Source organism: Actinomycetospora lutea, assembly GCF_028737205.1.
Classification (GTDB): Bacteria; Actinomycetota; Actinomycetes; order Mycobacteriales; family Pseudonocardiaceae; genus Actinomycetospora; species Actinomycetospora lutea.
Genome location: NZ_JAQZAL010000001.1, coordinates 280,656 through 303,522, shown reverse-complemented (window position 1 = coordinate 303,522; position 22,867 = coordinate 280,656). Strand labels below are relative to the sequence as shown.

The window sequence follows — 22,867 nt, the reverse complement described above, 5'->3', positions numbered from 1 at the left end:
CCACCATGGCGGACGACGACACCCTGGGCACGATCCACGCGCTGGTCGACGAGGAGCACCGGCTGCGGGCGCACGGCGAGGCGATCGACGACGACGACCGGGCGCGCCTGGCGCAGATCGAGGAGCAGCTCGACCAGTGCTGGGACGCGCTGCGCCGCCGCCGCGCGGGCCGCGACTACTGGGGCGACCCCGGCGAGGCCACCGCGAAGCAGGTGCACGACTACCTGCAGTAGGGCAGCTCCGTCACCAGCACCCGGGCCGACCGCCGGGCCTGCACCGCGGTCAGCTGCTCGATGCCCTCGAACTCGTTGCACAGCAGGAACAGGTGACGCCCCTGCGGGCCGCCGACGGCGCAGGAGAAGCAGGGCAGGTCGGTCTCGACCCGGTGGGTGACCTCGCCGCCGTCGAGGACCCGCACGACCGCGCCGGCCGGGGCGGCGGGGTCGCCGCTGTGGGCGAACGTGTCGGCGGTCTGGGTCCAGATCGCGCCGTCGGCGTCCATCGCGATGCCGTCGGGCCCGAGGCCGTCGGCCCAGACCCGGCGACCGGACAGACCTCCGTCGTCGCCGACGTCGAAGGCCGTCAGGCGCCCGGCGAACGCCTCGGCGACCACGAGGGTGCCGCCGTCCGGGGTCAGCACCATGCCGTTGGGGAACGCGATGTCCTCGGCGACGCGGCGGGCGGTGCCGTCGGCGTCGACCAGGTCGATCCACCCGGGCTCCGGGGCCGCGCCGCCGGCGAAGTCGAAGTCGGCGCCGTCCACGTAGACCCCACCGTGCGGGGCGACCACGACCTCGTTGGCGGCGTGGTCCCGCAGCGTCGTCGTCGTGCCGTCGTGCTCCCGACGGGTCACCGTCTCGCCCGTCGTGATCAGCCGCCCGTCGGGCAGCCAGTCGATCGCCCAGCCCATCCGCCGCGGACCCGGCGCCATGACCTCGGCGTGCCCGTCGAGGTCGACCGCCACCACCTCGCCCGCGCCCCAGTGCGCGAACCAGAGCCGGCCGTCGTGCCAGCGGGCGGACTCCACCATCGCCAGGCCGGTCAGCAAGGTGCGCGGGGCGGGCAGGTGCTCGATGCCGTGTGTCGTCGTCATGCCCCTCCACGAACGGCGCCGGCCCGGATCGACACGCCTAACCGGGGAGATGGGCCCGCATCCGCACCACCTGGCCGTCGCGGACCGTGAAGACGTCGACGACGTCCACCGTGTTCGGCGTCCCGTCGACGAGCACGCCCTCGATGTGGTGGGCGATCGCCACGTCGCCGTCCACCACGCTCGCCCGGCACTGCGAGCGCATCTCCCGCCAGCCCTCGCGGGAGGCGGCGAGGTACTCGTGCACCGCGGCGGGCCCGCGCCGCTCGCCGCCCATCGGGAACTCGTCGGGCTCGATCCACACGATCTCGGGGTGCATCGCGGCGACGGCGGCGTCGATGTCGCCGCGCTCCCACGCCTCGTAGGCGGCGAGGACCAGCGCGACGTCGTCCTGGGTCGTCATGGCGCCCGACGCTAGGGGCGCGCGGGGGCCGGGCGCGCCCGTGTTCGCGGACGGCGGAGCAGGTGGCGGGGCCCGCGCCGCAGCACCGCGCCGATCCAGCCGAGGGCGCCCCTCGCCCGTCCACCCGACCGGAGGGACCCTTCGCTCGGATCGGCCCGGCGACACCTCAGCCCGCCGGCACCGCCGATGCCACGGGCGGCGAGGGGAAGCCGCCGACCGCCTGCTCGAAGGCGTGGGCGACCCGCAGGCAGGTGGCGTCGTCGAAGCGCCGTCCGATGATCATCATGCCGACCGGGAGCCCGTCGGCCGGCGACGCGGGCACGGACGTCGCGGGGTGGCCGGTGACGTCCGTGGGCGCGGTGTTGACGATCATCTCCAGCGCGCGGGCGATGCTCTCCGCGGGCGGGGCGTCGTCGGCGGGGATCACGCTCGGCAGGATCGGCACGGTCGGCATGACCAGCACGTCGTGCTCGGCGAGTGCCGCGTCGTAGGCCGCGCGGGCGGTGGGCAGCAGGTTGCGCGCCATGGCGTAGTGCCGGCCGTGCTCGCTGGTCAGCGCGTGGCGCCCGGCCATCGTCACCATCTTCACGGTGGGCGAGAACAGGTGCCCGCCCTCGGCGCGACGCTGCCCGTAGTGCGCGATGAGGTCCGGGTCGTAGAGCCCGTCCCAGTTCAGGCCGTAACCGTTGCCCTCGATCATCTGCGCGACGACGCCGTCGGTGGCCACCACGGTCCAGACGTCGAACGCGTGCCGGTGCCACGGCACCGAGATCTCCTCGACGGCGAGGCCCAGCCCCGCGAGCACCTCGATCGCCGAGCGCACGCTCGCGTCGACGCCGGGTGCCGAGAGCCCCTCGATCCCGAAGCCCTCGGTGACCACGCCGACGCGCAGGCCCTCGGCGCCGCGGGCGATCTCGGCGAGGTAGTCGACGGGCATCACGGCGTCGGGCTGGCGGGGGTCGAGCCCGTCGGGCCCGGCCATGATCCCGAGCGCCAGCGCGGCGTCGCCGACCGTGCGGGTCATGGGGCCGAGGTGGTCGATGGTCGCCTCGATGGGGAAGGCGCCGGTGTAGGGCACGAGGCCGTGGGTGGGCTTGTGCCCGACGATCCCGCTCATGGCGGCCGGCATGCGCACCGAGCCGCCCTGGTCGCCGCCGGTCGCGATGTCGACCTCACCCGCGGCGAGCAGCGCCGCGCTGCCGCTGGACGAGCCGCCGGTGGTGCGGCTCGGGTCCCACGGGTTGCGCACCGGCCCGGTGTGCGAGGTGTGGCTACCCCCCGAGAAGCAGAGGTCCTCGCAGACGGACTTGCCGGTGACGGTGGCGCCGGCCTCGAGCAGGCGCGTCACGACGGTCGCGTCGCGCGCCGGGACGTAGCCGTCGACGAGCCGGGAGCCGTTGGCCATCGGCACGCCGGCCACCGCGGTGTTGTCCTTCACCGCCACCGTCCGCCCGGCCAGCGGACCGTCGGGCGCGCCCTCGATGCGGCAGCGCGCGTACCAGGCACCCCACGGGTTCTCCCCCGCCGCGGGCCACCACCACTCCCGCTGCGGGGCGACCGGCGCCTGCGCGGCCCACAGTTCCTCCACGCGGTCGTACGCGCCGAAGGACCCGCCGACGAGCGGGGCGAACGCCGCCAGCCCCTCGGGGTCGAGTCCCAGGCGGTCGCGCTCGGCGAGGGCGGCGAGCTCTTCGGGGGTGGGGGGCGTGACGGGCACGGCGTCTCCTCCGGGTCGGGAGCAGGGGTCGGGAGCAGGGGTCGGGAGCAGGGGTCGGGAGCAGGGGTCGGGAGCAGCGGAGCGGAGCGGTGGCGGGAGCCCCACCGTAGGGACGGTGGCGGGCCCGTGGGTCACGAGCGGGTGACGGTGCCGATCAGTCGGGCACGGGCGGAGTGCGGGCCGCCGTGGACGGGATGCGCGCCGGGCGGACAGGGTGCCGGTGATCGCCACCGGACCCCGGCTCGGCCGCGTCGGCACCCCACGCCGTCTCGGGCACCTCGTCCTCGGCGTCCCCGGTGGCGGGCCCGGGCGGGCGCCGCACGAGCCAGGCGGAGGTGACGGCGCCGATCAGCGCAAGGACGCTCACCGCGAGGAACGCCGCGACGTAGCCGTGGTCGGACGCGCGTTCCGCGACCACCAGGTACTCGGCGACCTGGGGATCGAACGTCCGGGGCACCAGACCGGTCTGCTGGGCGTCGGCGAGGGCGTCGCGCAGCTCGATGCCGCGCTCGGGGGTCAGGGGCGGGAGCCCGCGCTCGGCGACGCCGTCGACCAGCGAGGACACGTAGGTGAGGTGGAGCAGGGCGTAGAGCAGCGCGATGCCGATGGCGCCGCCGCCCTGCTCCGCCGTCGCGGACACGCCGGAGGCCTGGCCGTGGTCGCGCTCGGGCACGGTGTCGAGGCTGACCGGGTCGTTGACGGTGAGCACCACCGCGAGACCGATCCCGTAGACCACCAGGCCCGGCAGCAGCGGCGGGAACTCGTTGCCCGGGATGCCGAGGGCGAGCAGCACCCCGGACGCCGCGAGCAGCGCGAACCCGACCACCAGCGGCGGGCGCCCGCCGGCGCGGTCGTACCAGCGCCCGACGAGCGGGGCGATGGCGACCATCGGCACCGTCGTCGCCAGCAGGGCGAGCCCGGCCACCGCGGGGTCCATCTGCAGGTTGAGCACCAGGGCGAGCGGCAGGATCAGCCCCAGGCCCATCTCCGCCATCCCGGCGAGGGCCTGGGCGATCGTCGCCCCGCGGTAGTCCCGGCTGCGCGCGAGGAGCCCGAGGTCGAGCAGCGGGTCGGCGATGCGCCGTTCCCGGACGACGAACAGCACCCCGGCGAGCACGGCCACGGCCAGGGAGACGACGACGTCGGGGGCGGTCCAGCCGTCGGTGGTCGTCTGGGCGAGCCCGAACACGAGGCCGACGAGGACCAGCCCGAGCAGGGCCGCGCCCGGCAGGTCCACGTGCACGCCCCGGCGCCGCGGCGGGTCCGCCGGCACCGAGCGCAGCGTGGCCCACAGCGTCACCGCGAGCAGGGGCAGGTTGATCAGCAGCACCGCGCGCCAGCTCAGCGCGGAGGTCAGCAGGCCGCCGACCGTCGGGCCGAGCGCGCCCGCCGTCGCCGCGATCCCGCCCATGGCGCCCAGCGCCCGGCCGCGCTGGTCGGCGTCGAAGGCGCTGCTCAGGATCGCCACCGTGGCCGGCAGCATCATCGCGCCGCCTGCCCCCTGCAGCACCCGGGCGATGATCAGCACGGTGAAGTCGGGCGCCGCGCCGCCCACGGCCGAGGCGCCGGCGAAGACCACCGCGCCGAGCAGGAACACCCGGCGGCGCCCCAGCAGGTCCCCGAGGCGGCCGCCCAGCACCAGCAGCCCCGCCAGCGGGAGCAGGCTCGCCGTGAGCACCCACTGCACGAGCAGCGAGCTCACGCCGAAGTCCCGCGCGATGTCGGGCAGCGCCAGGGGGACCGCCGTCTGGTCGACGAGGATCATCGCGTTGGCCAGCGTCATCGCCGCGAGGACCATCCGCTGTCCGGCACGCGGGGTCGCCGAAGGGGTCATGGTCGCAGCGTCGCCCACGGCCCCGCGGGGGACAAGATTCAGTCCCGGGCGCGCCGGAGGCCACGCTCGACCAGCGGGGCGAGCAGGCGCTCCGCGGGCGAGGTGAGAAACAGCAGCAGGAGCGGCCAGTAGCCCAGCCCCGGCGCCACCAGCGTCACGAGGAAGATCACCAGGAGCACGGCACCGGTGCCGCCCGAGCCGTGCTCCACCGTGCGCTCGGCGGGCGGGCGGGCGCGCTGCACGAGCAACGTCATGACGGTGAGCAGGGCGCTGCTCGCGAACAGGGTGCCGACGTAGAGGCGCAGCGTGAACGGGTCCTCGGGGAAGGACCCCACCATCTCGGTGGGGAACGGCATCACGACGATCGTGAAGAGCCAGACGGTGTTGACCCACACCAACAGCGGGCTGACCCGCGGCGCGCCGTCGAAGACGCGGTGGTGCGCCGCCCAGAACCGCGCGATCACCGCGAAGCTCAGCACGAAGCTGCCGATGGGCGCGAGGTTGTCGGTGATGATCGGGAGGGCGGAGGCGCCCTCCTGATCGGTGTCGGGGACGAGCTCGGCCAGCGGGAGCACGAGCAGCGTCAGGCCGATGGCGACGACGCCGTCGCTGAAGGCCAGCAGCCGCTCCGGGCCGAGCCGGTCCCGGCCCGGCTCCTGCCCGGTCACACCATCCCCGCCAGGTGCTGCGTCTCGTTCACCGAGCTCACGCGCCGCGCCCCCGACCGCGAGATCAGCACGCGGGTCACCGACGTGTGGTGCAGCGGGAAGACCAGCGGCCGCCCGATCCCGAGGATCCCCGTGACGTAGGTGTTGATCACCCCCGCGTGGCAGACGACCACGGCGGTCGCCCGGGGGTCCTGGCGGGCCGCGACGGCGTCGAGGGCGTCGGCCACCCGGGCGGCGAAGGCCGGCCCGTCGACGTACGACGGGTAGACCCCGGAGCGGATGGCCTGCCAGTCCTCGTCGGCGTCGTCGCGCAGGTGCACGGGGCGGTAGCTCGCCCGCCCGCGGTCGAACTCGCAGAGCTCCTCGACGGTCACCGGGTCCGGGGTCCCGAGCAGCCGCACGGACGGTGCCGCGCTCTCGCGGGCCCGCCGCATCGTCGAGGTCACGATCTCGGTGACGTCCTCGCGCTCGGGCGCGCCGGCGAGCCACTTGGCGAACCGGTCGGCCTGCTCCTCCCCGCGCGCCGAGAGCGCCGGGTCGGCGCCGCCGGCCGCGTCCGGCGTCCCCGGCTCGACCGTGGCCGCGAGCGGCTCGGCGTGCCGGACCAGCAGGAGCTGGGTCACGACGGGACGGCGGCCCCGTGGCCCGCCGTCCGGAGCCCGTCGCGGATCGCCTCGGCGTGCCGGTCCATCTCGGCCGGGTCGGGGTCGCTCTCGGCCTGCGAGAAGTCGAACGCCTCGAGGCCCCACGCCGGGTGGACGTGCACGTGGAGGTGGGGCACCTCGAAGCCCGCGATCATCAGCGCCACGCGCGGCGGCGACCAGGTGTCACGGATCACCGCGCCGATGGTCTTCGCCACCGCCATGGCGTGCTCGAACAGGCCGTCCGGGGCGTCGATCCACTGGTCGACCTCCTCGCGCGGCACGACCAGCACGTGGCCGGGCCCGAGGGGATTGATCGAGAGGAAGCCGACCACCTGGTCGTCCGACCAGACGAAACGCCCCGGGATCTCGCCATTGATGATCTTGGTGAAGACCGTCGCCACGGCGGGGATGGTAGCGATCGGCACCGCGTCCCGCGGCCCCGTCCTGCATCGATCCCGTCCGGCCGCTCCGGCCCGTATTCTCGCGGGGCGCGATCGGGCACTCCGTCCGAGTTCGTCGATCCCCACCCCGCGGAGGAACCCCGATGCAGCCCTGGCCCGGCACGTCCTACCCCCTGGGCGCGACCTACGACGGGGCCGGGACCAACTTCGCGCTCTTCAGCGAGGTCGCCGACACCGTCGAGCTCTGCCTGTTCGACGAGACCGGCGAGGAGACCCGGATCCCGCTGCCCGAGCGCGACGGGTTCGTGTGGCACGGCTACCTGCCCGGCGTCGTCCCGGGCCAGCGCTACGGCTACCGGGTCAGCGGCCCGCTCGACCCGGAGCAGGGGCAGCGCTGCAACAGCCACAAGCTGCTCATCGACCCGTACGCGAAGGCCCTCGACGGCACGCTCGGCACCACCTACACGTGGGACGAGGCGCTGTTCGGCTACCACTTCGAGGACGCCGACGAGACCAACCACGACGACTCGGCGCCGCACGTGCCCAAGTCGGTGGTCATCAACCCGTTCTTCGACTGGCACGACGACCGCCCGCCGCGCACGCCGTACCACGACACCGTGGTCTACGAGGCGCACGTCAAGGGCCTGACCCACCTGCACCCCGACGTGCCCGAGGAGATGCGCGGCACCTACTCCGGGGTCGCCCACCCGGCGGTCATCGCCCACCTGCAGCGCCTCGGCATCACCGCGATCGAGCTCATGCCGGTGCACCAGTTCGTGCACGACGACGCGCTGGTGCAGCGCGAGCTGCGCAACTACTGGGGCTACAACACGATCGCCTTCTTCGCCCCGCACTTCGGCTACGCGAGCGCCGGCGTCACCGGTCGCCCGGCGCCGGGCGCGCACGTACAGGAGTTCAAGGCGATGGTGCGCGACCTGCACGCCGCGGGCATCGAGGTGATCCTCGACGTCGTCTACAACCACACCGCGGAGGGCAACCACCAGGGCCCGACGCTCTCGATGCGCGGCATCGACAACCAGGCCTACTACCGCCTCGTCGACGACCAGCCGCAGTACTACATGGACTACACGGGCACCGGGAACTCGCTGAACGTCCGGCAGCCGCACACCCTGCAGCTGATCATGGACTCGCTGCGGTACTGGGTCACCGAGATGCACGTCGACGGCTTCCGCTTCGACCTGGCCTCGACGCTGGCGCGCGAGTTCTACGACGTCGACCGGCTCTCCACGTTCTTCGACCTCGTGCAGCAGGACCCGGTGATCTCGCAGGTCAAGCTGATCGCCGAGCCCTGGGACGTCGGCCCCGGCGGCTACCAGGTGGGCAACTTCCCGCCCGGGTGGACCGAGTGGAACGGCAAGTACCGCGACACGGTGCGCGACTTCTGGCGGGGCACCCCCGGCACCCTCGGCGAGTTCGCCGCGCGCCTGACCGGCTCGTCGGACCTCTACCAGGACGACGGCCGGCGCCCGTACGCGTCGATCAACTTCGTCACCGCCCACGACGGCTTCACCCTCAACGACCTGGTCTCCTACAACGAGAAGCACAACGAGGCCAACGGCGAGGGCGGCGAGGACGGCGCCGACGACAACAACTCCTGGAACCACGGCGTCGAGGGCCCCACCGACGACGCGGAGATCCTCGAGCTGCGCCAGCGCCAGCGCCGCAACTTCCTCACGACGCTGTTCCTCTCGCAGGGCGTGCCGATGGTGCTGCACGGCGACGAGATGGGCCGCACCCAGTACGGCAACAACAACGGCTACTGCCAGGACTCCGAGATCTCCTGGATGGAGTGGTCGCCGGAGAAGGCCGACTCGGAGCTCATGGACTTCACCGCCAAGGTCTCCGAGCTGCGCGCCTCGCACCCGGTGTTCCGGCGCCGCCGCTTCTTCAACGGCCGCCCGATCCGGCCGGCGGCAGGCGCCCCCGACGCCGAGATCCAGCGCGACATCGCCTGGTTCACCTCGTCGGGCGAGGAGATGACCGACCAGGACTGGGAGTCCGGGGAGGCCGCCGTGCTCACGGTCTTCCTCAACGGCGACGGCATCCTCGAGAGCGACCCGCGCGGCCAGCGGGTCGTCGACGACACGTTCCTGGTGATCTTCAACGCGCACCACGAGGACGTCGAGGTCACCCTGCCCGGCGCGGGCTTCCCCCACCGGTGGGCCACGGTGCTCGACACCACTACCGGCGACGTCGTCGTCGGCACCACCCGCACCACCCAGACCTGGAACACCCCGCCACTGGCGGACGGCCTCGACGACCGGGTCGGCGGCGACGTGCTCACCGTCGCGTCCCGCTCGATGCTCCTCCTCCAGCGCACCGACCAGACGGAGCACGCGTGAGCCCCCGCGCCACCTCGACCTACCGGCTCCAGCTCTCCCCCGCCCAGCCCTTCGCCGCGGCGCGCGGGCTCGTCGGCTACCTCGACGCCCTCGGGGTCGGCACGTTGTACTGCTCGCCGATCCTGCAGGCCGCGCCCGGGTCGACCCACGGCTACGACGTCGTCGACCCGACGCACGCGAACGACGAGCTCGGCGGCGAGGAGGGCCGCCGCGAGCTGGTCGCCGCGCTGCGCGAGGCCGGGCTCGGCGTGCTCGTCGACCTGGTGCCCAACCACATGGGCGTGGCGGTCCCCGAGGCCAACCCGTCGTGGTGGTCGCTGCTGCGCGAGGGCGCCGACTCGCCCTATGCGTCCTGGTACGACGCCGACCTCTCCCGGCGGATCCTCGTCCCGGTGCTCGGGTCGCCCGAGGACGTCGGGGCGCTGACGCTCTCCGACGACCGCACCGAGCTGTCCTACTACGAGCACCGCTACCCGGTGGCCCCCGGGACGGGTGAGGGCAGCCCGCAGGAGGTGCACGACCGGCAGCACTACGAGCTGGTGCACTGGCGGCGCGGCAACGCCGAGCTGACCTACCGGCGCTTCTTCGACGTCTCCGACCTCGCCGCGGTCCGCGTCGACGACCCGGCGGTGTTCGACGCCGTCCACGCCGAGGTGCTGCGGTGGCGGGCCGAAGGCGGGCTCGACGGCCTGCGCATCGACCACCCCGACGGGCTCACCGCGCCCGGCGCGTACGTGCGGCGGCTGCGCGAGGCGCTGGGCGATGACGCGTGGTTGCTGGTCGAGAAGATCCTCGGCCCGGACGAGGTGCTCCCCCGCTCCTGGCCGGTCGACGGCACCACGGGCTACGAGGTGCTGCGCGAGGTGGGCGGGCTGTTCGTCGACCCGCGCGGCGAGGCCCTCGTCGACGCCGTCGCCGCGCAGCACACCGGCGTGCGCGAGGGGCTGTCGGTCACCGAGCACGCCGCCCGGCGCCTGGTCACCGACGAGATCCTCGTCGCCGAGGTGCGCCGGATCGCCGCGCTGGTGCCGGGCGGGGGTGACCGGTTCGACGCGGAGAAGGTGCGCGACGCCGTCGCCGAGCTCCTGTGCTCGTTCCCGGTCTACCGCTCCTACCTGCCCGAGGGCCGCGAGGCGCTCGACCGCGCGGTGGACACCGCGGCCACCGCGCGCCCGGAGCTCGCCGACATCGTGCGGGCGATCCACGCGGCGATGACCGCGGAGCCCGACGGCCACCTGACCCGGCGCGTCGAGCAGACCAGCGGCATGGTCACCGCCAAGGGCGTGGAGGACACCACGTTCTACCGGTGGAACCGGTTCGTCGCGCTCAACGAGGTCGGCGGGGCGCCGGACCGCTTCGGGGTCTCCCCCGCCGAGTTCCACGCCCGCGCGGCCGCCCGCGACGCGGCGTCGCCGGAGACGATGACCACGCTGTCGACCCACGACACCAAGCGGTCCGAGGACGTGCGGGCGCGCCTGGCCGTGCTCAGCGAGCTCACCGCCGAGTGGGGTGTCTTCCTGCGCTCGGCGTCGGCGCGCCACCCCCTTCCTTCCGGCCGCCTGCCCTCGCCGTCCCTGGAGCTCCTGGCCTGGCAGTCGGTGCTCGGGGCGTGGCCGATCACCGAGGAGCGCCTGGCGGGCTACCTGACCAAGGCGTCCAAGGAGGCCAAGCTCGTCACCGCGCACGTCCCCATGACCGATGTGCCTGCGGTGCCCGAGGTCGACGAGGCGGTCGCGGCCTGGCCGGGCCAGGTCCTCGCCGACCCGGAGGCCGTGGCCGAGATCGAGGCGTTCGTCGCGCGGCTCGACGCCCCCGGGCGCTCGAACTCGCTGGGCCAGAAGCTGCTGCAGCTCGCCGGCCCCGGCATCCCGGACGTCTACCAGGGCACCGAGTGCTTCGAGTACTCGCTGGTCGACCCCGACAACCGGCGCCCGGTCGACTTCGACCTGCGCCGCCGGCTGCTCGAGCGGCTCGACGGGGAGTGGGCGCCGGCCTTCCACGGCGCCACCGACGCCGACGAGATCGCCGCGGCCAAGCTCACGGTCGTCGCGGCGGCCCTGCGGCTGCGCCGCTTCCGGCCCGAGCTGTTCCGGGGCTACGCCCCCGTCCCGGCGTCGGGCGTGGCCGCGGACCACGCGCTCGCGTTCGCGCGGGGCGGACCCGCCGGTCGCGAGCGTCTGGTCGCCGTCGCCACCCGGCTGCCGGTGGGCCTCGAGGCGGCCGGCGGGTGGGGCGACACCGTGCTGCCGCTGCCCGGCGGCGCGGACGACTGGACCGACGTGGTCACCGGTCGCCCGGTCGAGAGCGGTGCGCCGCAGCTCACCCAACTCTTGGACCGCTACCCGGTGGCACTGCTGGTCCGCCCTGCTTGAATTCGCCCATGGCCGACGTGACGGACAGCCGTCCCCGCTGGCACGGCGTCCTCGAGCGGATCTCCCAGGCACGTCGGGGCGATGCGAGCGAGTCCCTCGCGGCCGTGTTCATGCTGGGCGCGACGGTCCTCGCGCTGGTCTGGGCGAACTCCCCGTGGGGATGGACGTACGACGCGTTCTGGCACACCCCGCTCGCGATCTCGGTCGGCGGGGCGGGCATCGACCTCGACCTGCAGCACTGGGTCAACGACGGCCTGATGGCGCTGTTCTTCTTCGTCATCGGCCTCGAGGTCAAGCGCGAGTTCGCGATGGGCGAGCTGCGCGACCGCTCCAAGGCCGCGGTCCCGCTGACGGCCGCGGTCGCCGGGCTCGCGCTGCCGGCGGCGCTCTTCCTGCTGCTCAACCCGTCGGGCCCGGCGGCCGCCGCCTGGGGCGTCGTGATCTCCACCGACACGGCGTTCCTACTGGGCGCCCTGGCGGTGATCGGGCCGGGCCGGGCCGAGCGGCTCCGGATCTTCCTGCTCACCCTCGCCGTCGCCGACGACGTCGGCGCGCTGGCGATCATCGCGCTGGTCTACACCGACGAGCTGCGCTTCGTGCCGCTGCTCGTGGCGATCGGCGGGCTGCTCGTGATCTGGCAGCTGCGGCGGCTGCGGGTCTGGCGCGGCGGCGGCTACCTCGTCGTCTCGCTGGTCACCTGGCTCGCGCTCTACGAGTCCGGCGTGCACGCGACGCTCGCCGGGGTGCTGATCGCGCTCCTGCTGCCGGTCTACCCGCCGAAGCGCAAGGAGGTCGAGCGCGCGGCGGCGCTGGCCCGCGCGTTCCGGCAGTCGCCCAACCCCGAGTACGCGCGCAACGCCCGGCTCGGCCTCGAGCGCGCGGTGTCGGTCAACGAGCGCCTCATGCGGCTCTGGCAGCCCTACACCGCGTTCATCATCGTGCCGGTGTTCGCGCTGGCCAACGCCGGTGTGCCCCTGACCGCCGAGACCCTGCGCGCCGCGATCGTCTCGCCGCTGTTCTGGGGCATCGTGCTCGGGCTCGTGGTCGGCAAGTTCGTCGGCATCACCGGCGCCACGGCGATCCTGCACCGGCTGCGCCCGGGCAGCCTCGCCCCCGGGCTGACGATGCCGCAGATCGCCGGCGGCGCCGCGCTCTCGGGCATCGGGTTCACGATCTCGCTGTTCATCGTCGACCTGGCGCTCGAGGACGAGGTGCTCGCCGACACGGCCCGGGTCGGCGTGCTCGCGGGGTCGGTGATCGCGCTGGCGCTGGGCGCCGCCGTGTTCCGCGCCGGCCGCTCCCTGCTGCCCGAGGAGCCCTCGCGCGACCTGCTGCGCCCCGTCGACGTGCGCCGCGACCACGTCCGCGGCCCGGCCGACGCGCCGCTGACGATCGTCGAGTACGGCGACTTCGAGTGCCCGTTCTGCGGCAAGGCCACCGGCAACATCCGCCAGGTGCGCGAGCACTTCGGCGACGAGATGCGCTACGTGTTCCGCCACTTCCCGCTCGACGAGTACCACCCGAACGCCCGCGGTGCCGCCGAGGTCGCCGAGGCCGCCGCCGGGCAGGGCCGCTTCTGGGACGTGCACGACACGTTCTTCGCCCACGCCGACGCCCTCGAGCGCGACGACCTCATCGCCTACTGCGCCGACCTCGGGCTCGACATCGACCGCCTCGAGGACGACCTGCGCGAGGGCGACCCCGAGAACCACGTCGAGGACGACGAGATCGACGCCCGCAGCAGCGACCTGCCCGGCACGCCCACGTTCTACCTCGGCGTCGGCGACACGATCCCCCAGCGCCACGTCGGGCCCTACGACGCCAAGACCCTGATCGGCGAACTGGAGCGGATGCGCGCGGACGCCCCGGACGCGGACGTCGTCGACCCGCGCTGAACGCGCCCCGGGTCTCGGCGCACTTCCCTGGTTCGCGGTGGCGGCGGGGGCTCGGGGCCGCGGGCGGGGTGCCCGGCGGTCAGCGCCGCCGCGGGCGCGGTGGCAGGGCGACGGTCGGCGCCTCGGTGCCCGCCAGGGTGTCGGTCTGCGCGTCGGCGCCGGCGTCGGCGCCGGCGTCGTCGTCCGGGTCCGCGGAGTGCCGGCCCCGTCGCTCGGGCGATCCCTGCTCGCCCTCGCCCTCGCGGGCCCGGGCCTCGGGACCCGCGACGACCCGCAGCTCGCGGAACACCCCGCGCCGCGCCGGCGTGTCGCCCGGCCCGCCCTCGCCCGCGCCCTCGCCCGGCGCAGCGAGGGAGTCGTCCGCTGCGTCGCGGTCCTCGCCCGCTCGCGGGGCCGGCGCGCTCGGGGCCGGCGGCGTGTCGGGCCCGTCCACGCGCACGATCGGCTGCGAGCCCGTCGCGACGTCGGCGGCGCGGCGGGCCTCGGCGGGGTCGGTGCGCCCGCGGTCGGCGAGCGGGAGGGCGGGGCGCCGGCGCGCGGCCCGCCGGTAGAGCAGGGCCGCGACGACCAGCCCGGTGGCCACGAGCGGCACGAGCAGCGTCCACCACGTCCCGCCGCGGAACGACGCGTTGGCGACGGCGTGCGCGACGGCGACGGGGAAGCACACGTAGCTCGTCCAGTGCACGACGAGCCAGGCGCGCTTGGACAGGTACTTGCGCAGGCTCGACGAGATCACGACCGCGAGCAGCAGGTCGAACGAGATCGCCCCGAGGGCGACCGGCCACGGGTTGAAGGTCGCCGTGAACGGGACGAGCAGGTGGTACCAGCGCAGCGGCAGGTAGGGCGTGACCAGCACCGCGACCACGTGCAGCAGCACGAACACCACGGTGATCAGCGCCAGGTTGCGGTGCAGCGCGACGAGCACGAACCGCGGCAGCGCCTGCCCGACGATCTTGGTGAGCGAGGTGTTGTGCAGCGCGCCGAGCGCGAGCACGACGCCCGTGAGCAGCAGCGCGACGAGGCCGAGCGCCCGCGAGACGTTCCAGAGCTCGATCACGGGACTCGGCTCAGCGGTACTCGGCGGTGGTCACGCGCGGGACGTCCGCGGCCGTCGACGACGCCGAGATGCCCGCGTGCAGCGCGACGACCAGCATCGCGGCGGCCACCGTGATCCAGGCGGTCAGCTCGACGATCGTGCGCTTGTTCTGCTCGTGCTGTGCGGCCTTCGCCGTACGGCGACCGGGCACCGGCGTCTCCCTCCTCGTTCCCCGGTGCCCAGGATGGACGATCGCGCAGTGTGACCCGGGTCAGGGGTCGGCGTGATCACCCGCCGCGCCCGGGCGGCCCGCGGACGGGTCCACCCGGGGCGGGCCGTCAGCCCAGCAGCGACGCATCCGCCGGCGAGAGCCGGTCGGTGATCGTGTTCTTCTGGTGCCAGTAGGGGTAGAGCAGCGGGGTCGCGCTGACCTCGTCGAGGCGGGCGACCTCGTCATCGGTGAGTGCGAGCTCGGCGGCCGCGAGGTTGTCGGCCAGCTGCTCCTCGGTGCGGGCACCGACGACCAGCGAGGTCACGCCCGGCTTGCGCAGCAGCCAGGCGTTGGCCACCTGCGCCACCGAGACGCCGTGCCCGTCACCGATCTCCGCGGCGACCTCGATGATGTCGTAGAGGCGCTCCCGGTCGTGGACCGGCGGCTCGGACCACTCGCCGAGGTGCCGTGAGGTCTCCGGGTCGTCCTGGCCGCGGCGGAACTTGCCCGAGAGCAGGCCGCCGGCGATCGGGCTCCAGACGAGGATGCCGAGGCCCTGGTCGATCGACACCGGCACCAGCTCGTTCTCGGCCTCGCGGGCCTGCAGCGTGTAGTGGATCTGCTGGGACACGAAGCGCTGGTACCCGTCGCGCTCGGAGACGCCCAGCGCCTTCATGACGTGCCAGGCCGAGTAGTTCGAGCAGCCGATGTAGCGGATCTTGCCCTTGCTGACCAGCGTGTCCAGCGCCTCGAGCGTCTCCTCCAGCGGCGTCACGCCGTCCCAGCCGTGCAGCTGGTAGAGGTCGATGTGCGAGACGTCGAGCCGGCGCAGGCTGTCCTCGACGCTCGTGACGATGTGCTGGCGCGACGCGCCCGCGTCGTTGGGCCCGTCGCCCATCGGGAAGCGGCACTTGGTCGCGAGGTAGACGTCGTCGCGGTGGTTCTTGGTGGCCTGGCCGACGATCTCCTCGGACACGCCCGCCGAGTACATGTCGGCGGTGTCGACGAGGTTCACGCCGTGGTCGACGCACAGGTCGATCTGGCGGGTGGCGCCCTCGACGTCGGTGGCGCCGAGCTTCTCGAAGCCGCCCTTCCCGCCGAAGGTCATCGTGCCCATGGTCATCGTCGAGACCTTCAGCCCCGACCGTCCGAGAGTGCGGTACTCCATGCGGTTCGGTTGCCCGCGGCCGAGCGCGGGGGAACGTGACATGAGCGAAGGGGCCCTTCGCTCGATCCACCCGAGCCCGGGCGGCGCCGGGGTCACGCCTCCCCGGGCAGGGCCAGCGCCAGCACCCGCGCCGCCGGGCTCCCGGGTGCGGCGGTCAGCCGGACCGCCCCGCCCCGGCGCCGCGCCGCCTGCAGCGCCTCGAGCACCAGGCCGACGCCGGCGCTGGCCAGGTGGCCGACACCACGCACGTCGATCTCCAGCGACCCCACCCCGTCGACGGCCCCGAGCAGCGCCTCGTGGCAGGCCGCGGCGCCGCCGAGGTCGAGGTCGCCCGCGAGCACGATGCGCCGGGAGCCGCCGTCGTCGTGCACCGCGACCGACGCCGGGGTGCCCGGTCGGGGCTCCTGCTCCTGCCCGCGCGCCGTCGCCGGGCCCGGCTCGTCGTCGCCCGGCTCGATCCGGAACGCGACCCGGGTGCCGCCGTCCGGCGAGGTCGTCACCGTGGCGTCGCGGCTGACCTCGCGCAGGAGCGTCAGGCCCCGGCCGCGGAACCCGGGGTCGGCGGGCGCCGGGCGCCAGCTGCCGTGGTCGACGACGGCCGCCTCGGTCGAGCCGTCGGCCCGGCGCGCCAGCCGCACCTCGACCTCGCCGCCTCCGTCGTCGTGGCGGTACCCGTGCTCGACCGCGTTGGTGGCGGCCTCCCCCAGGGCCAGCTGCAGGTCGCCCAGGGCCACCTCCGTGAGGCCCACCGCCCGCGCCCACCGCGCGGTCTGCCGGCGCAGACCCGCCAGCGCGTCCGGCCGGGCGGGCAGCGTCAGCTCCAGGGGCGGGGGCGCGAGGCGGGCGACGACGAGGGCGACGTCGTCGGAGCGGGTGCCGAGGTCGGCGAGCAGCGCCCCGGCGAGCGCGTCGGGGGCGGCAGCCCGGTGCCGGTCGGCCGAGGTCACGAGGCGGTCGAACCCGTCGTCGAGGGTCTCGCCGCGGCGCTCCACCAGGCCGTCGGTGTAGAGCAGCAGGACGCTGCCGGGCTCGAGCGTGGTGACGGCCTCGGTGTGGTCGCGCAGGCCGGGCGGCAGGCCGAGCAGCGGGCCGTGCCCGGCGGGGTCGTCGAGGAAGGACGACGGGCCGCCGTCGGCCGGGGCGAGCAGGGCCGGCAGGTGCCCGGCGCGGGCGTGGCGGAGCTCGCCGGTGCTCGTGTCCAGCGTCAGGCACATGGCCGTCGACGCCTGCGAGCCCGGGATGCGCGAGGTCAGCCCGTCGAGCAGGGCAAGGGCCTCCGCGGGGCCGTGGCCCGCGAGCAGGTAGCCGGACAGGGCCGTGCGCAGCTGGCCCATCACCGCGGCGGCCGCCGTGCCCTGCCCGACGACGTCGCCGACGGCGATCGCGACGCGGTGCTCGTCGAGCTCGACGACGTCGTACCAGTCGCCGCCGGCCTGGGTGCCGGTCGCGCCCGGCAGGTAGCGCACCGCGAGCCCGAGCCGGTCGAGCGACGGCAGGGCCTGCGGGAGCAGGCTGCGCTGCAGCGTGTCGGCGATCTGGTGCTCGGCGCGGTAGAGCCGGGCGCGGTCGAGGGCGATCGCGCACGGCTCGGCGAGGGCGACGAGGGTGATGCGCTCGGTGCGCGGCACGCGGACGCGGTCGGGCAGGCCGACGCCGATGGCCCCGACCGTGACCCCGGCGGCCACGAGCGGCAGGGCCATCGCGCCCCGGATGCCGGCCTCCCGCAGCGTCGCGCGCAGGCGCTCGGCCTCGGGCGTCTCGGGGCCCCCGGCGATCAGCCACAACGGCTCCCCGCTGTCCACCGCCGCGCCCACCATCGTCGGCGATTCGCGCTCGGGGGTGACGACCGGCGGGTCGACGTTCACGGCGGCGAGCGGGGCCAGGTTGCCGCTGCGCGGGTCGAACTCGAAGACCGCGACCCGCGCGGACGAACCGAAGAGCGAGCGGAGGTGCCCGACGGTGACGTCGGCGACCTCGGCCGGCGTGGCCGCGGCCGAGAGCTCGGTGGTGGCGCGCTGGAGCAGCGAGAGCCGGGCGGCCGTGGCCCGCTCCTCGGCCAGGAGCAGGGCGTTGTCCAGGGCGAGGGCGGCGCGGGCCGCGATCTCCTCGACGAGGTCGAGGTCGTCCTCGCTCCAGCCCGGCGCGCCGTCGGGGCGGGCCAGCGAGAGCACGGCGACGGGCTGGTCCCGCACGGTCAGCGGGAGGTGCAGCTCGCCGGCCTCGGTGATCGGCGCCCGCCGCGCGAGCGCCCGCCGCTCGCCCTCGCCGGCCCCGTCGGCGGGCAGCGGAACGGTGGTCACCACGTCCCCGTCGGCGCCGGCCGTCGCAGTGGCCGCGCGCCCGGCGCCGGGCGCGCCGTCGTCGTCGACCGCGCGGGCCGCGGCGCGGGCGGCGAGCCCCACCTCGACGAGCAGCCGCACGAGTCTCTCGAGGCGGTCGACGACCTCGGGCGCCCCGTCCAGCTCGGCCCCGACGCGCGCGAGCAGCCGCTGGCGCTCGGCCTCGAGCCAGCGCGCATGGACGTCGATGACGCTGCCGACCCACGCCGAGACGCCGGTCTCGCCGGGCACCGGGACGGCGTGCTCGGCGACCCGGTGGTAGGCGTTGTCGTCGCGCCGCAGCCGGTACTCGATCTCCCAGCCCCGCCCGGCGGCCATCGCCGCGGCCCTCGCCTCGCGGTAGCGCCCGCGGTCGTCGGGGTGCATCCCGGCGAGCCAGCCCTCGCCGCGCTCGTCGGCGTCGGCGCGGCCGGTGAAGCGCCGCCAGCCCGCGTTGTGGAACGTGCGGGCGCCGTCCGGGTCGGCCACCCAGATCATCGCGGGCGCGAGGTCGGCCATCGCCGTGAACCGGAGCTCTGCGCGGCGCCGGGCGCGGCCGAGCTGCAGGTGGGCGTCGACGCGGGCGCGCAGCTCCGAGGCGGTGAACGGCTTGACCAGGTAGTCGTCGGCCTGCGCGGCCAGGCCCTCGACCGCGGCCTCCTGCCCGGCGCGCGCGGAGAGCAGCAGCACCGGCACCCGGGCGGTGCGCTCGTCGGCGCGCAGGGCCGCGAGCAGGGCGAGCCCGTCGCGGCGCGGCATCATCACGTCGGAGACGACCAGCTCGGGCGGGTCCGCCAGCGCCGCGGCCAGGGCCTCCTCGCCGTCGGCGACGAGCCGCACGTCGTGGTGCGGGGCGAGCAGACGGTGCAGGTAGGAGCGCATGTCGGCGTTGTCGTCGGCGACGAGGATGCGGCCGCGGACGACCTCGGGGCGCACGTCGGGGTCGTCGGGGACCGCGCGCCCGGCGTCGTCGGGGTCGGGCAGCCAGCGCATGGCCTCGGCGACGAAGGACTCGGCGTCGTCGGACGGTCCCGCCGTCGGGACGGGCTCGCTCGCGACCGGGTCGGCGTCCCCGTGCTCCCGGTCGAAGGGCAGCGTCACCGTCATCGTCGTGCCGACGCCGAACTCGCTCGTCGCGCCGACCTCGCCGCCGTGCAGGCCGACGAGCTCGCGGACGAGGGCGAGCCCGATGCCGCTGCCCTCGCCCGACCGGGCACCCTCGCCCTGGACCCGGTGGAAGCGCTCGAACAGGCGGGGCAGCTCGCCGGCGGGCACCCCGACGCCGGTGTCGGCGACGTGCAGGACGGCCGCGTCGTCGGTGGCCTCCACGCTGATCGACACCGACCCGGAGGTGGTGAACTTCAGCGCGTTGGAGAGGAGGTTGAGGACGATCTTCTCCCAGGCCTCCCGGTCGAGCAGGACCGGGCGCCCCAGCGGGGGGCAGTCGACCACGTAGGACAGGCCCGCCCGCTCCATCGCCGAGTGGAACATCCCGGCGAGCTCCTCGGTGGCCGCTCCCAGGTCGGTCGGGACGTAGTGGGCCTGGCGGTGGCCGGCGTCGAGGCGCGAGAAGTCGAGCAGGCTGTTGACGAGCCGGCCCAGGCGGCGGCCGTTGCGGTGGACGACCTCCAGCTCGTGGCGCCACTGCTCCGGGTCGACCTCCCGGGCCTCGCGCAGCTCCTGGACCGGACCCATGATCAGGGTCAGCGGCGTGCGGAACTCGTGGCTGACGTTCGAGAAGAACTCGGTCTTGGCGCGGTCGAGCTCGGCGAGCGCCTCCGCCCGCCGCCGCTCGGCCTCGAACCCGCTGACGTTGGCGAGGCCCGCGGTGATCTGCCCGCCGAGCAGCTCCAGGAAGCTCGCCATCCGGTCGTCGTAGACGCGGTGCGGGTTGACACCGGCGACGAGGAAGCCCGCGATGCCCGCCGGCCCGGAACCTTCCCCCGGCGGCGCGGCGAGCGGGACGAGCACGGCCTGGGTGGCCGGCCGGTCCCACGCTCCCCGGGGGACCGCGTCGCCCCAGCGCACGGCGAGGTCGTCGACCAGGACCGGCGCCCCCGCCGTGAGCCCCTCCGCCGGCCAGGCCCCGCCGCGCGCGACCGTCGCCGGGGCGACCGCCGAGCCGGGGGCGACCCCGGAGGTCGCGGCGAGTCGGGCGACGCCCGCGTCCTCGTCGAACAGGTAGACCAGCGAGAACGGGAGGTCGCGGTCGTTCTCGCCCAGCGTGCGCTCCACCGCGCCCAGGACGTCCTCGCGGGAGCGGGCCGGGCCCATCGCCGTCCCGAGGTCGCGCATCGTCGCCAGGCGCCGGTCGCCGATGACGCGCTCGGTGGTCTCGGTGACCACGCACAGCATCCCGGCGATGCCGCCGTCGGCGTCGGCGAGCGGGCTGTAGGAGAAGGTGTGGTAGGTCTCCTCGGAGTAGCCGCTGCGCTCCAGGAAGAGCAGCAGGTCCTCGTCCCAGGTGGCGACGCCCGTATCGAGCACCGACGCGATCCGGGGTCCGATGTCGGGCCAGATCTCCGACCACACGACCCGCGCGGGCTTGCCCAGTGCCCACGGATGCTTCGACTGCAGCGTGTCGCGCCAGTAGGCGTCGTTGTAGAAGACGGTGAGCTCCGGGCCCCACGCCATCCACATGGAGAAGCGCGAGGTCAGCAGCATCCGCACGACGGTGCGCAGCGGCGTCGGCCACTGCTCGGGCTCGCCGAGGGGCGTGGCGGCCCAGTCGACGGTGGCCATGTCGTCACCGACCCGCCCGCCGCCCGCGACCAGCGCCTGCGTGCCGGGTGAGACGTCCGTCCCCATGTCACCGCCCCCGTGCCTGTGGACGACCGGATCGTCCCATCCCGCCGTGGTGGCCGTCCTGATCCCGGCGCCATCTTCCCGGTCGCGCACCACGCATGCGCACGCGGCTCGTCGGGAAGCATCGCTGCCGTGACTCACGAGTTCGCGGTATGGGCGCCCGACCGCACGTCGGTGGACCTCGTCCTCCCCGGTCCCGACGGCTCCGGCGGGGGCCGCACCGAGGCGATGACCGCCGGCGACCAGGGCTGGTGGCGCGTTACCGTGCCCGACGCCGGTCCCGGCACCGACTACGCGTACTCCCTGGACGGCGGCGAGCCCCTGCCCGACCCGCGGTCGCGCTGGCAGCCACACGGCGTGCACGCCGCGTCGCGGCTGGTCGAGGTCGAGCCGTCCCCCGCCGACGCCGCCTGGACGGGCCGCTCGCTGCCGGGCTCGGTGATCTACGAGATGCACGTCGGGACCTTCACGCCCGGCGGCACGTTCGCCTCGGCGCAGGAGCGGCTCGACCACCTCGTCGAGCTGGGCGTCGACTTCGTCGAGGTCCTGCCGGTCAACGCCTTCGACGGCACGCGCGGCTGGGGCTACGACGGCGTGCTCTGGTACGCGGTGACCGAGAACTACGGCGGCCCGGCCGCGTTCCGCCGGTTCGTCGACGCCTGCCACGCGCGCGGGCTGGGCGTGGTGCTCGACGTCGTCTACAACCACCTCGGGCCCTCGGGGGCCTATCTCGACCGCTTCGGGCCCTACTTCCTCGGCGAGAACGTCTGGGGCCCCTCGCTGAACCTCGACGGCCCCGGCTCGGACACGGTGCGGGCCTACATCCTCGAGAACGTCACGATGTGGCTGCGCGACTTCGGCGTCGACGCGCTGCGCCTCGACGCCGTCCACGCGCTGCGCGACGCCCGCGCGACGCACCTGCTCGAGGAGATGGCCGAGCACGTCGCGTCGCTCTCGGCGCACCTGCGCCGACCCCTGACGCTGATCGCCGAGTCGGACCTCAACGACCCGCGGCTGATCACCCCGCGCGAGGCGGGCGGCTACGGGCTGGACGCGCAGTGGTGCGACGACATCCACCACGCCCTGCACTCGACCCTCACCGGCGAGACCCAGGGCTACTACGTGGACTTCGGGGAGCTCGCCTCGCTGGCCGAGGTCCTGCACCACCCGTTCCACCACGCCGGCACCTGGTCGACGTTCCGCGGGCGCACGCACGGGCGCCCGGTCGACCTGCTGCACACGCCCGGGCACCGGTTCCTCGCCTACCTCCAGGACCACGACCAGGTCGGCAACCGGGCCGGCGGCGACCGGCTCTCGGCCACCGTCTCCCCCGGGCTGCTGGGGTGCGGGGCGGCGCTGGTGCTCTGCTCGCCCTACACACCGATGATCTTCATGGGCGAGGAGTGGGGCGCCCGCACCCCCTGGGCGTTCTTCGTGGGCTTCGAGGACCCGGAGCTGCAGACGGCCGTGCGGGAGGGGCGCACCCGGGAGTTCGCCGAGCACGGCTGGGGCGCCGACGAGGTGCCCGACCCCACGGCGCTGTCGACGTTCGAGGCCTCGCGCCTGGACTGGTCGGAGCCGTCCCGGGAGCCCCACGCCGAGCTGCTCGGCGTCTACCGGGAGCTGATCGCCCTGCGCCGCGCGCACCCGGAGCTCACCGACCCGCACCTCGACCCGGTCCGCGTCGACCACGACGACACCGCGCGCACGCTCGTCGTGCACCGGGGCGCGCTGCGGCTGGCGGTGAACCTGGGCTCGTCCCCGGCTGTGTTCTCGGTGGCGGCCTCCGCGGTGCTCTCCGCACCGTCGGGCGTCGACCTCGCCCCGGACGCCCTGACCCTCGGCCCGGAGTCGTTCGCCCTGGTCCGTACGTGAGCGACATTCCCGGCATGGCCGGGAATGTCGCTCACACGGGACTGTCGGGGGGCCGTGCCACCGTGCC

At 74.9% G+C, this 22,867-nt stretch carries 16 protein-coding genes; 5 read left to right on the top strand and 11 right to left on the bottom strand.

What is annotated here, in order from left to right; all coding sequences use genetic code 11:
• Positions 1-5 precede the first annotated feature (5 nt).
• Positions 6-233 carry a DUF2630 family protein gene (locus tag PHK61_RS01530; RefSeq protein WP_274279197.1) on the top strand — a complete coding sequence of 76 codons (228 nt, stop codon included), beginning with the start codon at positions 6-8 and terminating at the stop codon, positions 231-233.
• On the opposite strand, the gene PHK61_RS01525 is transcribed toward PHK61_RS01530, so the two are convergent.
• From PHK61_RS01525 to PHK61_RS01495, 7 genes are all read right to left on the bottom strand, one after another.
• Positions 221-1,093: an SMP-30/gluconolactonase/LRE family protein gene (locus tag PHK61_RS01525; protein WP_274279196.1), complete on the bottom strand. Its 873-nt coding sequence runs from the start codon at positions 1,091-1,093 to the stop codon at positions 221-223. The genes PHK61_RS01530 and PHK61_RS01525 overlap by 13 nt on opposite strands.
• A gap of 37 nt (positions 1,094-1,130) precedes the next feature.
• The gene (locus PHK61_RS01520; protein WP_274279195.1) at positions 1,131-1,493 is read right to left on the bottom strand and encodes a nuclear transport factor 2 family protein; all 363 of its coding nucleotides are present in this window, start codon (positions 1,491-1,493) and stop codon (positions 1,131-1,133) included.
• A gap of 166 nt (positions 1,494-1,659) precedes the next feature.
• Positions 1,660-3,210, bottom strand: coding sequence for an amidase (locus PHK61_RS01515; protein ID WP_274279194.1), 1,551 nt, complete (start codon positions 3,208-3,210; stop codon positions 1,660-1,662).
• A gap of 154 nt (positions 3,211-3,364) precedes the next feature.
• Positions 3,365-5,044: an MFS transporter gene (locus tag PHK61_RS01510; protein WP_274279193.1), complete on the bottom strand. Its 1,680-nt coding sequence runs from the start codon at positions 5,042-5,044 to the stop codon at positions 3,365-3,367.
• Between the two features lie 38 nt (positions 5,045-5,082).
• Positions 5,083-5,712, bottom strand: a complete 630-nt coding sequence (locus tag PHK61_RS01505; RefSeq protein WP_274279192.1) for a TMEM175 family protein — start codon at positions 5,710-5,712, stop codon at positions 5,083-5,085.
• Positions 5,709-6,335 (bottom strand): histidine phosphatase family protein, encoded by a 627-nt coding sequence (locus PHK61_RS01500; RefSeq protein ID WP_274279191.1) that lies wholly within the window; start codon positions 6,333-6,335, stop codon positions 5,709-5,711. Before PHK61_RS01500 ends, PHK61_RS01505 begins: the two co-directional genes overlap by 4 nt.
• On the bottom strand, positions 6,332-6,757 hold the full coding sequence (locus tag PHK61_RS01495; protein ID WP_274279190.1) for an HIT family protein: 426 nt from the start codon (positions 6,755-6,757) through the stop codon (positions 6,332-6,334). Before PHK61_RS01495 ends, PHK61_RS01500 begins: the two co-directional genes overlap by 4 nt.
• A gap of 143 nt (positions 6,758-6,900) precedes the next feature.
• Between PHK61_RS01495 and glgX the strand changes: the two genes are divergently transcribed.
• The 3 genes from glgX to nhaA are packed head-to-tail and all read left to right on the top strand — an operon-like array spanning position 6,901 to position 13,387.
• Positions 6,901-9,120: a glycogen debranching protein GlgX gene (glgX, locus tag PHK61_RS01490; protein WP_274279189.1), complete on the top strand. Its 2,220-nt coding sequence runs from the start codon at positions 6,901-6,903 to the stop codon at positions 9,118-9,120.
• On the top strand, positions 9,117-11,492 hold the full coding sequence (gene treY / locus PHK61_RS01485; RefSeq protein WP_274279188.1) for a malto-oligosyltrehalose synthase: 2,376 nt from the start codon (positions 9,117-9,119) through the stop codon (positions 11,490-11,492). Before glgX ends, treY begins: the two co-directional genes overlap by 4 nt.
• 8 nt (positions 11,493-11,500) lie before the next feature.
• Positions 11,501-13,387, top strand: coding sequence for a Na+/H+ antiporter NhaA (gene nhaA / locus PHK61_RS01480; RefSeq protein ID WP_274279187.1), 1,887 nt, complete (start codon positions 11,501-11,503; stop codon positions 13,385-13,387).
• 79 nt (positions 13,388-13,466) lie between these two features.
• Here nhaA and PHK61_RS01475 read toward each other — a convergent pair whose 3' ends face one another.
• The 4 genes from PHK61_RS01475 to PHK61_RS01460 form a co-directional block, all read right to left on the bottom strand.
• Positions 13,467-14,444: a ferric reductase-like transmembrane domain-containing protein gene (locus tag PHK61_RS01475; RefSeq protein WP_274279186.1), complete on the bottom strand. Its 978-nt coding sequence runs from the start codon at positions 14,442-14,444 to the stop codon at positions 13,467-13,469.
• A gap of 10 nt (positions 14,445-14,454) precedes the next feature.
• Positions 14,455-14,634 (bottom strand): hypothetical protein, encoded by a 180-nt coding sequence (locus PHK61_RS01470; protein ID WP_274279185.1) that lies wholly within the window; start codon positions 14,632-14,634, stop codon positions 14,455-14,457.
• A gap of 127 nt (positions 14,635-14,761) precedes the next feature.
• Entirely contained in the window at positions 14,762-15,757 is a 996-nt protein-coding gene (locus tag PHK61_RS01465) for an aldo/keto reductase (RefSeq protein ID WP_274279184.1), read from the bottom strand.
• Positions 15,758-15,894: 137 nt separating this feature from the next.
• Positions 15,895-20,928 (bottom strand): SpoIIE family protein phosphatase, encoded by a 5,034-nt coding sequence (locus PHK61_RS01460; protein ID WP_274279183.1) that lies wholly within the window; start codon positions 20,926-20,928, stop codon positions 15,895-15,897.
• Between the two features lie 129 nt (positions 20,929-21,057).
• Here PHK61_RS01460 and treZ point away from each other — a divergent pair, with 129 nt between their 5' ends.
• Positions 21,058-22,800, top strand: a complete 1,743-nt coding sequence (gene treZ, locus PHK61_RS01455; protein WP_274279182.1) for a malto-oligosyltrehalose trehalohydrolase — start codon at positions 21,058-21,060, stop codon at positions 22,798-22,800.
• Positions 22,801-22,867: the final 67 nt, after the last annotated feature.

Coding starts and splice junctions, on each gene's coding strand:
- PHK61_RS01510 (WP_274279193.1), bottom strand. CDS start 5,044: ATGACCCCTTCGGCGACCCCGCGTGCCGGACAGCGGATGGTCCTCGCG.
- PHK61_RS01530 (WP_274279197.1), top strand. CDS start 6: ATGGCGGACGACGACACCCTGGGCACGATCCACGCGCTGGTCGACGAG.
- PHK61_RS01465 (WP_274279184.1), bottom strand. CDS start 15,757: ATGACCATGGGCACGATGACCTTCGGCGGGAAGGGCGGCTTCGAGAAG.
- nhaA (WP_274279187.1), top strand. CDS start 11,501: ATGGCCGACGTGACGGACAGCCGTCCCCGCTGGCACGGCGTCCTCGAG.
- PHK61_RS01460 (WP_274279183.1), bottom strand. CDS start 20,928: ATGGGGACGGACGTCTCACCCGGCACGCAGGCGCTGGTCGCGGGCGGC.
- glgX (WP_274279189.1), top strand. CDS start 6,901: ATGCAGCCCTGGCCCGGCACGTCCTACCCCCTGGGCGCGACCTACGAC.
- PHK61_RS01520 (WP_274279195.1), bottom strand. CDS start 1,493: ATGACGACCCAGGACGACGTCGCGCTGGTCCTCGCCGCCTACGAGGCG.
- PHK61_RS01525 (WP_274279196.1), bottom strand. CDS start 1,093: ATGACGACGACACACGGCATCGAGCACCTGCCCGCCCCGCGCACCTTG.